Origin of the sequence: Pseudomonas sp. MOIL14HWK12:I2 (genome assembly GCF_000510745.1) — a bacterium.
GTDB lineage: Bacteria > Pseudomonadota > Gammaproteobacteria > Pseudomonadales > Pseudomonadaceae > Chryseomonas > Chryseomonas oryzihabitans.
On sequence record NZ_AZOA01000003.1, the window covers coordinates 44,720 to 57,700 of the forward strand.

Consider the following 12,981-nt stretch of genomic DNA (forward strand, 5'->3'; position numbering starts at 1 on the left):
TATGGATCCAATCCACAAGATGCCGCTGCCCAATCGAATCCAGGCGCCAGCCTCTGTCCTGCCCGGAAAGCGCTGGCCGATCAAGGCTATTCCGTCCTGTAAGAGCCCGTATCTTTGACCAATTAGCGGGCGATTATCGAGCAGCAATCGCCCTCGACGACCTGGCAGCCGCATTGACACCCCTAAAGACCTCAATCGATCATTGGATCCAATAGACAACAACAAGAGGTCTCGTTCATGTACCCGAAGAACGCCTGGTACGTCGCCTGCACCCCCGACGAAGTGCAGGACAAACCCCTGGGCCGCCAGATCTGCGGCGAACCCCTGGTCTTCTATCGCGATGCCAACGGCCAGGTGGTGGCCCTGGAAGATTTCTGTCCGCACCGCGGCGCGCCGCTGTCCCTGGGCTTCGTCCGCGACGGCACCCTGGTCTGCGGCTATCACGGCCTGGAGATGGGCTGCGGCGGCAAGACCCTGGGCATGCCGGGGCAGCGGGTCGGCGTCTTTCCCGCGGTACGTCCCTATGCCGCCGTCGAGCGGCACGGCTTCGTCTGGGTCTGGCCGGGCGACCAGGCCAAGGCCGATCCCGCGCTGATCCCCCGCCTGGAATGGGCCGAGAGCCCGGACTGGGCCTATGGTGGCGGCCTCTATCACATCCAGTGCGACTACCGCCTGATGATCGACAATCTCATGGATCTCACCCACGAGACCTATGTCCACGCCTCCAGCATCGGCCAGAAGGAGATCGACGAGGCGCCGCCGGCCACCCGCGTCGAAGGCGACGAGGTCATCACCAGCCGGCACATGGAAAACATCTCCGCCCCGCCCTTCTGGCGCATGGCCCTGCGCGGCAACGGCCTGGCCGATGACGTCCCGGTGGATCGCTGGCAGATCTGCCGCTTCACCCCGCCCAGCCACGTCATGATCGAGGTAGGCGTGGCCCATGCCGGTCATGGCGGCTACGACGCCCCGGCGGCGGTCAAGGCCGCCAGCGTGGTGGTGGACTTCATCACCCCAGAGACCGAGACCTCCATCTGGTACTTCTGGGGCATGGCGCGCAACTTCAAGCCGGACGATGCCGAGCTCACCGCCAGCATCCGCGAGGGCCAGGGCAAGATCTTCGGCGAAGACCTGGAGATGCTCGAACGCCAGCAGCAGAACCTCCTGCGCTATCCCAAGCGCGGCCTGCTCAAGCTCAACATCGATGCCGGCGGCGTGCAGTCGCGGCAGATCATCGACCGCCTGCTGGCCGCCGAACAGGCCGCCACCGGCATCCCGGTCCGGCAGATCGCCTAGGAGACCTCCCATGCTCGACCTGATCGTCACCGCCGTGCAGCGCGAGGCGCCCACTATCCTGGCCTTCGACCTGGCCCGCGCCGACGGCGGCCCCCTGCCCGGCTTCGCCGCCGGCGCCCATCTGGAGATCGCCCTGGGCGACGGCCTGCTGCGCCACTATTCGCTGTGCGCCACGCCCGAACCCGCCCCGACCCGCTATCGCATCGCCGTGCTGCTCGTCCCCGACTCCCGCGGCGGCTCCCAGGCCATGCACCGCCTGCAGGTAGGCGATCGCCTGCAGGTCAGCGAGCCGCGCAATCTGTTCGCCCTGGTGCCGAGCGCACGCCGCACCCAGCTGCTGGCCGGAGGCATCGGCATCACCCCCCTCCTGGCCATGGCCGAACAGCTCTATCAGCAGGGCGCGCGTTTCACCCTGCGCTACCTGGTGCGCGACCGCGAACACGCGGCCTTCATCCCCTGGCTCAAGGCGCGGCCCTATGCCGAGCAGGTCAGGGTGCATTTCGACCAGCACGATCCGGCGCTGAGACCCAACTTCCAGCACCTGCTCGGCCCGGCAGCACCGGACGACCACCTCTATGTCTGCGGCCCGGCCGGCTTCATGGCCGCGGTGGTGGACGCCGCCCAGGCCCAGGGCTGGCAACCCGGCCAGATCCATCGGGAGTATTTCGCTGCCGATCCCGCCGCCCAGGGCGAGCAACGGGCCTTCGAGGTGGAGCTGGCGCGCAGCGGGCGCCGCGTGCAGGTACCGGCCGAGCGCAGCGTGGTCGAGGTGCTGGCCGATATGGGGGTCGTCCTGCCGGTGTCCTGTGGTCAGGGCCTCTGCGGCACCTGCCTGACCCCGGTGCTTGACGGCGAACCCGAGCACCGCGACCTCTTTCTCTCCGCGGCCGAGCACGCCGCCAACGACCGCTTCACCCCCTGCTGCTCCCGCGCCAAGGGCGAGCGACTGGTGCTGGATCTCTAACGACCCGAGCCCTCCTAGCCTCCCCCTCTCCCCCTGGGAGAGGGCCGGGGTGAGGGAACCGGCCTACACCAACACCCGCACCGCCCCCGCCTCCCCCTCTTCCCCACCGAACCAGCGTGCATAGCCCAGGGTCGCCTGGGCGTGCTCGCGCATGATGCCCTCGGCACGGGCGCCCTGGCCGCGCACCAGGGCATCGAAGACCGCATGGTGCTGCAGATGGGCGAAGTTGAAGCGGCGGTATTCGCGCTCGAGATTGTCGGCATCCACCGCCAAGGCGCTCACCGAGGCGAAGGGCAGATGCTCGTGGCGGCCCAGGGCCAGGCCGATGGCCGGATTGCCGCTCGCCGCGACGATGGCCTGGTGAAAGGCCCGGTTGAGATCGTGGTACTCCTCCAGATCCTCCAGCAGCACATGCCCCTTGGCGAACAGCAGATCGCCCCGGCGCAGGCAGTCTTCCAGCCGGGCGCGCGTCGGCGCGTCCAGGCCACGCTCGGCGGCCTGGCGCGCGGCCAGGCCCTCCAGCACCCCGCGCACTTCCACGGCGCCCTCCAGATCGGCACCGGTCAGCGCCCGCACCTGATAGCCGCGGGCACCGCTGCGCTCCAGCAGGCCTTCCTCGGCCAGGGTGCGCAGGGCCAGGCGAACCGGCATGCGCGACACGGCAAAGCGTTCGGCGGTGGGAATCTCCGCCAGGCGTTCGCCCGCGCCCAGTTCGCCGGACAGGATCATCTGCCGCAGCGCGGCCAGTACCCGCTGTCCCGGCTTGCTCATGGCTGTCCCTCTCCTTCATTGATCTCGGCCAGCAGCCACTGCCGAAAGGCCTGCAGCGACGGCAGCCCCTCGTTGCGCGGCGGATAGACCAGGTAATAGCTGCGGCGACTGACCAGCGCCGGCCCACAGGCCAGCAACTCGCCCTGGGCCAGTTCGTCCTCCACCAGTACCCGCGGCACCAGGCCGATGCCGATGCCGGCGCGTACCGCCTGGATCAGGTGCGAGGTCAGCTCGAAACTCGGCCCCGGGCGCATCGCCCGATGCGGCAGCTCGTGATGCCGGAACCACTCGCCCCAGGCTTGGGGATTGTTGGCCACGCCCAGCAGCAGCTGGTCGGCCAGGGTGGCAGGCGTGGCGTCCGGCAATTCCGCCAGGGTCGCCGGGCTGGCGATCACCACCAGGTGCTCGGCTTGCAGCGGATGGGCACGCAGCCCCGGCCAGTCCCCGCTGCCGACGCTGATGGCGGCATCGATCTCGCTGGCGGCGAAGTCCACCGCCTGGATGCGCGAATGCAGGTGCACCAGCATGCCGGGGTGGGCGGCATAGAAGTCGCCTAGGCGCGGCAGCAGCCACTTGGAACCAAAGGTCGGCAGCACCGCCAGGCGCAGGGTGCCCTGGCCGGAGGCGAAGGCCATGGCCTGCAAGGTGGCGCTGCGGATCTGCCCGAGGGCCAGGCCCAGTTCGCGACTGTAGGCGCGACCGACATCGGTAAGGACGATCTGCCGCCCCTCGCGGCGAAACAGCGTCAATCCCAGCAACTGTTCCAGGGCCTGCACCTGGCGACCGACGGCGCTCTGGGTCAGCGACAGCTCCTCGGCCGCCCGGGTATAGCTCTCATGGCGCGCCGCCGCCTCGAAAGCCAGCAGCAGCGACATGGAGGGCGTCAGGCGACGGTGATTCATTCAGGATCTTCCGGCATAGGCGGCGGAATCTTCGGTTGTGGCGCCGCCGCGCTGTGGTGAGAATGCCTACTATAGCCAGAAAAGGTCGACGCCATTCCTTCGCTCGCTGAAGGAGACGGCCGTCCGCCGCCAGAGAGCCCGCCTGATGAACATGATCGCCCGCCTGCCGGCCCCGGCGCCCCTTGCCGCCGCCTACACCGACTTCCTGACCACCCTGGCCGCCAGCGGCTTCCAGGGCGAGATCGCGCTGGATCATGCCAGCCGCACGGTCATGGCCACCGACAACTCCATCTACCAGCGCCTGCCCCAGGCGGCGGTCTTTCCCAAGGACAGCGCCGACGTCCAGCGCCTGGCCCGGCTGATGGGCGAGCCGCGCTTCCAGGGCGTGGTCCTGACCCCGCGCGGCGGCGGCACCGGCACCAACGGCCAGTCCCTGACCGACGGCATCGTAGTCGACCTCTCCCGCCACCTGAACCAGATCCTCGAGATCAACGTCGCCGAGGGCTGGGTGCGGGTGCAAGCAGGCGTGGTCAAGGACCAGCTCAACGCCGCGCTCCGGCCCCACGGCCTGTTCTTCGCCCCGGAGCTGTCCACCTCCAACCGCGCCACCATCGGCGGCATGATCAACACCGACGCCAGCGGCCAGGGCAGCGTGACCTACGGCAAGACCCGCAACCACGTGCTGGAGCTGGATGCCTACCTGATCGGCGGCGAGCGCCTGCAGAGTCGCCCGGTGGACAGCGCCGAGCTGGACGCCCTCTGTGCTCGCGACGACCGCACCGGCGCCGTCTATCGCTGCGCACGGGACATCGCCGAGCAGCAGGCCGACCTGATCGAGGCGCGCTTTCCCAAGCTCAATCGCTGCCTGACCGGCTACGACCTGGCGCACCTGATCGAGGCAGACGGCCGCTTCAACCTCAACAGCGTGCTCTGCGGCGCCGAGGGCTCCCTGGCCTTTATCGCCGAGGCCAAACTCAACGTCTTGCCGATTCCCAAGTATTCGGTGCTGGTCAACGTTCGCTACGCCAGCTTCATTGATGCCCTGCGCGACGCACGCGCCCTGATCGAACTCAAGCCGCTGTCCATCGAGACGGTGGATTCCAAGGTGCTGCTGCTGGCCATGCAGGACATCGTCTGGCACAGCGTGGCGGAGTATTTCCCCGAAGACGTCGCGCGTCCCACCCTGGGCATCAACCTGGTGGAATTCAGCGGCGACGATCCCGAGGAAGTGGATGCCCGCGTCCAGGGCTTCCTCGAGCACCTGCGCCAGGACCCTACCGTCGAGCGCCTCGGCCACACCCTGGCCGTCGGCCGCAATGCCGTGACCCGGGTCTACACCATGCGCAAGCGCGCGGTGGGCCTGCTCGGCAACGTCCAGGGCGAGATCCGCCCGCAGCCCTTCGTCGAAGACACCGCGGTACCGCCCGAGCGGCTGGCCGACTTCATCGCCGAATTCCGCGCCCTGCTCGACGGCCACAACCTGCAATACGGCATGTTCGGCCACGTCGACGCCGGGGTGCTGCACGTGCGTCCGGCGCTGGATCTCAAGGACCCGCGCCAGGCGGCGCTGGTCCGGCCGATCTCCGACCAGGTGGCCGCCCTGACGCAGAAATACGGCGGCCTGCTCTGGGGCGAACACGGCAAGGGCGTGCGCTCGGAATACGCGCCGGCCTTCTTCGGTGACCTCTACCCGGCCCTGCAGGCGCTCAAGGGCGCCTTCGATCCGCACAACCAGCTCAATCCGGGCAAGATCGCCACCCCGCTCGCCAGCGGCGCCGAGTTGCTCAAGGTCGATGGCGTGACCCTCCGCGGCGAACTGGACCGCACCCTCGACGAGCGCGTCTGGCAGAGCTACGGCACCGCCATGCACTGCAACGGCAACGGCGCCTGCTACAACTACGACCCCGACGACGCCATGTGCCCGTCCTGGAAGGCCACCCGCCAGCGCATCCATTCGCCCAAGGGCCGCGCCGCCCTGATCCGCGAATGGCTGCGCCTGCAGGGCCAGGCCGGCATCGATGTCCTGGCCCCGGCGCCGCGCGGTGCGCTGAACTGGCTCAAGGCCCTGCCGCAGCGCTGGCGCAATGGCCGCCAGGCCGAGGCGGATTTCTCCCACGAGGTCTATGACGCCATGGCCGGCTGCCTGGCGTGCAAGTCCTGCGCGGGCCAGTGCCCGATCAAGGTCAATGTGCCGGAATTCCGCTCGCGCTTTCTCGAACTCTATCACCGCCGCTATCTGCGCCCCGTCCGCGACTACCTGATCGGCTCCCTGGAATTCAGCCTGCCGCTGTTCGCCCGCGCCCCGGGCCTCTACAACGCGGTGATGGGTGCGACGCCGATCCAGCGGCTGTTCGCCGAGCGCATCGGCATGGTCGACAGTCCCCTGCTCAGCCGCTTCGACCTGGTGCCGGTCATGCATCGGTGGCAGGTGCAGATCGCCACGCCGGAGCGGCTGCTGGCGCTGAGCGAGGACGAGCGCGCCAGAACCGTAGTGGTGGTACAGGATGCCTTCACCCGCTACTTCGAGACGCCGCTCACCGCCGCCTTCCTCGAACTGGCGGCCCGGCTGGGCCAGCGGGTGCTCCTTGCGCCCTATCGCGCCAACGGCAAGCCGCTGCAGGTGCAGGGTTTTCTCGGCGCCTTCGAGCGCACCGCACGGCGCAACGCCGCTCAACTCGCCAGCCTGGCCGGCTTCGGCGTCAAGCTGGTTGGCCTCGATCCGGCCATGACCCTGGTCTATCGCCAGGAATACACCAAGGTCCCGGGCATCGCCCGGATGCCCGAGGTCCTGCTGCCCCAGGAATGGCTGCTGCAGGTGTTGCCGAAAGAGCAGAAGGTGGTCGGCGACAAGGTCTATCGCCTGCTCGGCCATTGCACCGAGAAGACCAACGCCCCGGCCAGCGTCAGCCAGTGGCAGCAGGTGTTCGAACGCCTGGGTCTGGGCCTCAAGCCGGAAAGCACCGGCTGCTGCGGCATGTCCGGCACCTATGGTCACGAGGCACGCAACCTGGCGACCTCCAAGGTGATCTACGACCAGTCCTGGGCCCGCGCCCTGGCCGTCCCGGCGGACCAGGGCGAAGCCCTGGCCACCGGCTATTCCTGCCGCAGCCAGGTCAAGCGCATCGACGACCGCCCCCTGCGCCATCCGCTGGAAGCGGTGCTGGATGCGGTGCGGGGCTGAACGCTTCTGCCCTACCCCTGATCGCGGCCATGGGCCGCTCCTACAGCGGTATCCGTGCCTGTAGGAGCGGCCCATGGCCGCGATCAGAACCCTAATGCAGAAGCAGCCATATCGGCGGAGCACCGCGGCCATGATTAATCAGTAGCGTGGAAAACCGCGCAGCGTTTTCCACAGGCATGCAAACAGGCCGACGGGCAAGAACCCTCGACCCAAACAAGCTACATAGAGAAGGAAAAACCCGAGAAAGCCCGACCAGAAAAATCGCGCCCAAACGAAAAAGCGGCCACTAGGGCCGCTTCTCGATGGTTGCTGGCGTTCAGGACCAGACAACCTTTGAATGGCGCAGCGGACGGGACTCGAACCCGCGACCCCCGGCGTGACAGGCCGGTATTCTAACCGACTGAACTACCGCTGCGCATTACCTCGAGTGGTGGGTGATGACGGGATCGAACCGCCGACCCTCTGCTTGTAAGGCAGATGCTCTCCCAGCTGAGCTAATCACCCGTTTGCTCTCGAAGTGGGGCGCATTCTACGGACGGGTTTACGACCTGGCAACCCCTTTTTCAAAAAAATTTTCCCAGCACTTCCAAAGGCTTAGCGCTGCCCTCCGGCGCACCTAAGAAAGCGCGCATTCCCGACGACCATCGCGATCCGGGGTTGGCCTCCGGGGCGGGCGACGCGGATAATGCGCGCTTCGTTTTTGGGAGTGACACCATGTGGTTCCGTAATCTGCTCGTCTACCGTCTCACCCAGGAAGTCGCCTTCGAGACCGAAGCCCTCGAAGCCGCCCTCGCCGCCAAGCCGGCTCGTCCCTGCGCCAGCCAGGAATTGTCCACCTACGGTTTCGTCGCCCCCTTCGGCAAGGGCCCGGACCTGCCGCTGGTGCACGAAAGCCAGGGCTTCTTCCTGATCGCCGCGCGCAAGGAAGAACGCATCCTGCCCAGCAGTGTGGTCAAGGAAGCCGTGCAGGAAAAGGTCGACGAGATCGAAAACCAGCAGATGCGCAAGGTCTACAAGAAGGAGAAGGAGCAGATCAAGGACGAGATCGTCCAGGCCTTCCTGCCGCGCGCCTTCATCCGGCGCCAGACCACCTATGCCGCCATCGATCCCAAGCAGGGCTGGATCCTGGTCGACGCCTCCAGCGCCAAGCGCGCCGAGGACCTGCTCTCCACCCTGCGCGATGCCCTGGGCTCGCTGCCGGTCCGCCCGCTGGGCGTCAAGCAGGCCCCCATGGCCACCTTCACCGACTGGGTCAAGGCCGGTGACGCCACCCATGGCCTCTATATCCTCGACGAGTGCGAACTGCGCGATGCCGGCGAAGACGGCGGCGTGGTGCGCTGCAAGGGTCAGGACCTGACCAGCGAAGAGATCCAGAACCACCTGGGCGCCGGCAAGCTGGTCACCAAGCTGGCCCTGGCCTGGCAGGACAAGCTGGCCCTGCTGCTGGACGACAAGGTCACCATCAAGCGCCTGAAGTTCGAGGACCTGCTGCAGGACCAGGCCGAACAGGACGGCGGCGAAGACGCCCTCGGCCAGCAGGACGCCAGCTTCGTGCTGATGATGATGACCCTGGCGGAATTCCTGCCACAGCTGATCGAAGCTCTGGGTGGTGAAGAATTGCCCCAGGGGCTCTAAGCTCACCTCAAGGCCGGCGCAGACCGGCCTTTTTTCTGCCTACTGAAAAAGGAGTTTGTCATGCGTGCCCTGGCCGCCTTCAGCCGCTTCGTCGGCAATACCTTCGCCTTCTGGGTGCTGCTCGCCGCCCTGCTGGCGTTCTTCGCCCCCGCAGTATTCAAGCCGCTGAGCGTGGCCATCGTGCCGCTGCTGGGGGTGATCATGTTCGGCATGGGCCTGACGCTCAAGGTCGAGGATTTCGCCGCCGTCGGCCGTCACCCCTGGCGGGTGCTGCTGGGCGTGGTAGCCCACTTCGTCATCATGCCGGGCGTGGCCTGGGCGCTCTGTCAGCTGTTCCACCTGCCGCCGGAGATCGCCGTCGGCGTCATCCTGGTCGGCTGCTGCCCCAGCGGCACGGCGTCCAATGTCATGACCTGGCTGGCCAAGGGCGACCTGGCGCTGTCGGTGGCCATCGCCGCGGTGACCACCCTGCTCGCGCCCCTGCTGACCCCGGCGCTGATCTGGCTGCTGGCCTCCACCTGGCTGCCGATCTCCTTTGGCGGGCTGTTCTGGTCGATCCTGCAGGTGGTGCTGCTGCCCATCGCCCTGGGTCTGGTCGCCCAGCGTCTGCTCGGCCAGCGCGTCGGCGCCCTGGTCGAGGTGCTGCCGCTGGCCTCGGTGGTGAGCATCGTGGTGATCGTTGCCGCGGTGGTGGCCGCCAGCCAGGCGCGCATCGCGGAATCCGGGCTGCTGATCATGGCAGTGGTGATCCTGCACAACGGCTTCGGCTTCCTGCTCGGCTATCTCACCGGCAAGTTCTGCAAGTTGCCAGTGGCCCAGCGCAAATCCCTGGCACTGGAAGTCGGCATGCAGAATTCCGGGCTCGGCGCCGCCCTGGCCACGGCGCATTTCTCGCCGCTGGCCGCGGTCCCCAGCGCCCTGTTCAGCGTCTGGCACAACATCTCCGGGGCGCTACTGGCCACCCTCTTCCGCCGCTTCAAGGACGACGACGCGCATCCCTGAAGCCTCGTGCCACACCTGCCGGAGCAGCGCCTGGCAGGTGTCCTCGGTGAAGGGCTGCGGCCGGGCGATGCCGTAGCCCTGGGCATAGTCGACCCCCAGGGCGGCCAGCGCCGCCACCACCGCGGGGTTCTCGGCGAATTCGGCGATGGTCTTCTTGCCGGTGAGATGGCCGAGCTGGTTGATCGCCTCGACCATGGCACTGTCCACGGCGTCTTCCAGCAGGTGGCGGACAAAGCTGCCGTCGATCTTCAGGTAGTCCACCGGCAGGTGCTTGAGGTAGGTGAAGGACGACATCCCGGCGCCGAAGTCGTCCAGCGAGAATCTCACCCCCAGGCCACGCAATTCGTCCATGAACAACCGCGCCGCATCCAGATTGGCCACCGCGCTGGTCTCGGTGATCTCGAAGCAGATGCGCGCCGGCGCGATCTGCCAGCGCTGCAGCTGCTGCCTGACGAAATCGGCCAGACCTGCCTCGCCCAGCGAATGCCCGGACAGGTTGATGGCCAGGGTGTCGAGCAACCCGTCGGGCAGCTCGGCGAAGCGCGCCAGGGCCGCGGCGATCACCCAGCGATCCAGGTCGGGCATCAGGCCATAACGCTCCGCGGCCGGGATGAAGGCGCCCGGCGCGATCAGCCGCTCGCCCTCTTCCAGCCGCATCAGCACCTCCACGTGGCGATCCGCGACGGTCTCCTGGCCCAGTCCCAGGATCGGCTGGACGTATAGCCGAAACCTGTCCTCGGCCAGCGCCCGATGCAGGCGCTGCACCCAGGCCATCTCGCCATGGCGCTGATCCAGCTCCACATCGCCCGGGGCAAAGACCTGGATGCGATTGCGCCCCTTGTCCTTGGCCGCATAGCAGGCCAGATCGGCCAGGCGCAGCGCCTCCTCGGGCGCCAGGGCCTGACCTCCCAGGTGCACCACACCGATGCTCAGACCGACGCGAAAGCCCTGTCCGGCCGCTTCGAATTGCAGGCTACCCACGCAGCAGCGCAGGCGCTCGGCCACGGCCTCGACCTGCGCCGGCGTACGATTTTCCAGCAGGACGCCGAATTCGTCGCCGCCCAGCCGTGCCAGGCAATCCTCTTCGCCCAGTTGCTGAGCGAGCAATTCGCACAGCTGGCGCAGCAGGCGATCGCCATGGAAATGCCCGGAGGTGTCGTTGACGATCTTGAACTGATCCAGATCGATGAACAGCAGCGAGGCACAGGCCAGGTTCTCGCGGGCCAGCAGGCGCTCCAGCCGGGTCTCGAATTCGCGGCGATTGAGCAGCCCGGTCAGGGCATCGTGACTGGCCTGCCAGGCCAGATCATGCAGAAAGGCGCGCTCGCGGGTCTGGTCGTGCATCACCAGCACCACCCCGGTGCCGGACTCGCCCCGCGGCAGGGGGGTCACCGTCAGGGCCACCGGCACCCGAGTGCCGTCGATGCGCACCAGCTGATGCGCCAGAGGCTCATTGCCCGCCAGCCAGTCCTGGCTGCGCAGGCGTTCGGCCAGCGGCTGGGTCGACGCCGGCTGGTCCTCGGTCTGGATATCGAACAGGTGGGTGACGGGCGTACCCGCCGCCAGCCCCGGCCACGCCAGCAGGCGCTCCGCGGCCGGGTTGTGATAGAGCAGCCGACCCTGGGCATTCAGCGCCAGCACGGCATCGCCCAGGGACGCCAGGATGACCTGGATATGTTCCTTTTCGGCCTGCAGCGCCTGCTCGGAGCGCCAGCGCTGCTGCACCAGGCTGTGCATGCGCCAGATGGCCAGGAGCACCAGCAAGGCGCCGACCAAGACGTTGGCGATGAACAGGGCCGCCACCAGCTGCCGCGACGCCACCCCCAGGCGCTCCGAGAAGGCCACCGTTTCCGGCATCATCCGGTCGTGCAGGTCCAGCAGCTGGCGTTTCAGCGGAATCAGCGCCGGTCCCGGTCCCCGCAGCTTGATCAACTCGAAGCCGGTGCGCGCCAGGGCCTGGAATTCGTCCATGTAGGGATCGGTGATCTGCCAACGGGCGATCACCCCTTCGAAGGGTTCCACATGGCGAGCCATCTGGAAGAGCGCGATGAGGCCATCGATGTCGTCCGGGCTGTTGCCGGCTAGGCGCAGCAGCCGCGCCGCTTCGGCGCGGTCGCCGCCGCTATCGAGTTCCTGCCGCGCCGCCCGGTCGAGGTCGTTGACGCTGATGGACGCGAGGTAAGCGTGATAGAACTCGGGCCGCCCTTCGTCCAGGTAGGCGCCGAGCGCCAGCATGGCGTTGCCAAGGCTCTTGCTCCACAGGCTTTCCGCGGACACATAGGCGCGCACCGTCGACAGCAGTTGCAGGCTGACGATGGCGACCAGCGCCTGGCAGGACAGGATGATGACGAAGGGCCAGACGACCCGCAGCGTGCGCAGCGCAGAGGAAGGCGACAGTGAAGACATACAGCGATCCGCAAAAGGAGACGGGCGAATTCTTGCCATTGAGCAGGCATGTCGGCCGTTTTGCGGAAAACTGTTGGCCCGGGAAGACAGCTACGCTGGACTACCGGCGCCAGATAAGCGACGCAGAGGGGGTGCCGCCCTACCGCTGCCAGCGGCTGCCGACGAACGGTAGTCGAGGAGCCACCGCTAGTTGAAGGACGCCTCCAGGCGCGCCTTGACCTCGGGCCATTCGCGATCGGTGATGCTGTACATCACGGTGTCGTCCAGACGTCCGTCGGCCAGGCGCCGATGATGGCGCAGCAGGCCTTCGCGGACCGCCCCCAGCTTCTCGATGGCGGCCTGGGACCGGAGATTGGTCGCGGCGGTCTTGAGCTGCACCCGCACCAGCTGCCAGTGCTCGAAGGCATGGCGCAGCATCAGGTACTTGATGTTGCCGTTGAGTCCGCTGCCATGCTGTTCGCTGTCGAGCCAGGTCCAGCCGATCTCGGCGGCGGGCAGCGCCGGCAGGAAGTCGGCGAAACGGGTGGTGCCCACCAGCCGGTCGGCGATGCGCACGGCAAAGGGCAAGGCGCGTCCTTCGCGCTGCTCGGCCAGGGCCTGGCGATACCAGTCCGGACGCAGGGGCCCGCTCAGGTAGTGCAGCGCTTCGCGATTGCGCTCGGCCAGACTGACCAGCTCCAGCACGTCGCCTTCCGCCAGGGGGTCCAGGCGCAGCGCACCACGTTGCAGGGAAATGGGCTGCGCTTGGAACATGACGGTCTCTCGCTCTTGAATCAGCCCGCCAACCTAACAGGGCCGGCCGCCCGGCTCAACCCACTGGCATC

At 67.6% G+C, this 12,981-nt stretch carries 9 protein-coding genes and 2 tRNA genes; 5 read left to right on the forward strand and 6 right to left on the reverse strand.

All coding sequences use genetic code 11. The annotated features are described in order from the left end of the window. Positions 1–237 precede the first annotated feature (237 nt). Together PSK12I2_RS0100210 and PSK12I2_RS0100215 are read left to right on the forward strand one after the other, a co-directional pair. Positions 238–1,296: an aromatic ring-hydroxylating dioxygenase subunit alpha gene (locus PSK12I2_RS0100210; protein ID WP_027596838.1), complete on the forward strand. Its 1,059-nt coding sequence runs from the start codon at positions 238–240 to the stop codon at positions 1,294–1,296. A gap of 10 nt (positions 1,297–1,306) precedes the next feature. Then, positions 1,307–2,260 (forward strand): PDR/VanB family oxidoreductase, encoded by a 954-nt coding sequence (locus PSK12I2_RS0100215; protein WP_027596839.1) that lies wholly within the window; start codon positions 1,307–1,309, stop codon positions 2,258–2,260. 63 nt (positions 2,261–2,323) lie between these two features. Here PSK12I2_RS0100215 and PSK12I2_RS0100220 read toward each other — a convergent pair whose 3' ends face one another. Next, positions 2,324–3,031, reverse strand: a complete 708-nt coding sequence (locus PSK12I2_RS0100220) for a GntR family transcriptional regulator (RefSeq protein ID WP_027596840.1) — start codon at positions 3,029–3,031, stop codon at positions 2,324–2,326. Further along, positions 3,028–3,933, reverse strand: a complete 906-nt coding sequence (locus PSK12I2_RS0100225) for a LysR substrate-binding domain-containing protein (RefSeq protein ID WP_027596841.1) — start codon at positions 3,931–3,933, stop codon at positions 3,028–3,030. Before PSK12I2_RS0100225 ends, PSK12I2_RS0100220 begins: the two co-directional genes overlap by 4 nt. 151 nt (positions 3,934–4,084) lie before the next feature. On the opposite strand from PSK12I2_RS0100225, the gene PSK12I2_RS0100230 reads away from it, so the two are divergent. Further along, positions 4,085–7,114: an FAD-binding and (Fe-S)-binding domain-containing protein gene (locus PSK12I2_RS0100230; protein WP_027596842.1), complete on the forward strand. Its 3,030-nt coding sequence runs from the start codon at positions 4,085–4,087 to the stop codon at positions 7,112–7,114. 338 nt (positions 7,115–7,452) lie between these two features. On the opposite strand, the gene PSK12I2_RS0100235 is transcribed toward PSK12I2_RS0100230, so the two are convergent. Both PSK12I2_RS0100235 and PSK12I2_RS0100240 read right to left on the reverse strand, forming a co-directional pair. Continuing rightward, positions 7,453–7,529, reverse strand: a tRNA-Asp gene (locus PSK12I2_RS0100235). Between the two features lie 13 nt (positions 7,530–7,542). After that, positions 7,543–7,618: transfer RNA gene (locus tag PSK12I2_RS0100240), tRNA-Val, on the reverse strand. A gap of 210 nt (positions 7,619–7,828) precedes the next feature. On the opposite strand from PSK12I2_RS0100240, the gene rdgC reads away from it, so the two are divergent. Together rdgC and PSK12I2_RS0100250 are read left to right on the forward strand one after the other, a co-directional pair. Next, positions 7,829–8,749, forward strand: coding sequence for a recombination-associated protein RdgC (gene rdgC, locus PSK12I2_RS0100245; protein WP_007159072.1), 921 nt, complete (start codon positions 7,829–7,831; stop codon positions 8,747–8,749). Between the two features lie 60 nt (positions 8,750–8,809). Then, entirely contained in the window at positions 8,810–9,751 is a 942-nt protein-coding gene (locus tag PSK12I2_RS0100250; protein WP_027596843.1) for a bile acid:sodium symporter family protein, read from the forward strand. On the opposite strand, the gene PSK12I2_RS0100255 is transcribed toward PSK12I2_RS0100250, so the two are convergent. Both PSK12I2_RS0100255 and PSK12I2_RS0100260 read right to left on the reverse strand, forming a co-directional pair. Next, positions 9,701–12,157: a bifunctional diguanylate cyclase/phosphodiesterase gene (locus PSK12I2_RS0100255; protein WP_027596844.1), complete on the reverse strand. Its 2,457-nt coding sequence runs from the start codon at positions 12,155–12,157 to the stop codon at positions 9,701–9,703. The two genes, PSK12I2_RS0100250 and PSK12I2_RS0100255, sit on opposite strands and share 51 nt — an antisense overlap. Positions 12,158–12,343: 186 nt before the next feature. Beyond that, positions 12,344–12,910: a GNAT family N-acetyltransferase gene (locus tag PSK12I2_RS0100260; protein ID WP_027596845.1), complete on the reverse strand. Its 567-nt coding sequence runs from the start codon at positions 12,908–12,910 to the stop codon at positions 12,344–12,346. Between the last annotated feature and the right edge of the window lie 71 nt (positions 12,911–12,981).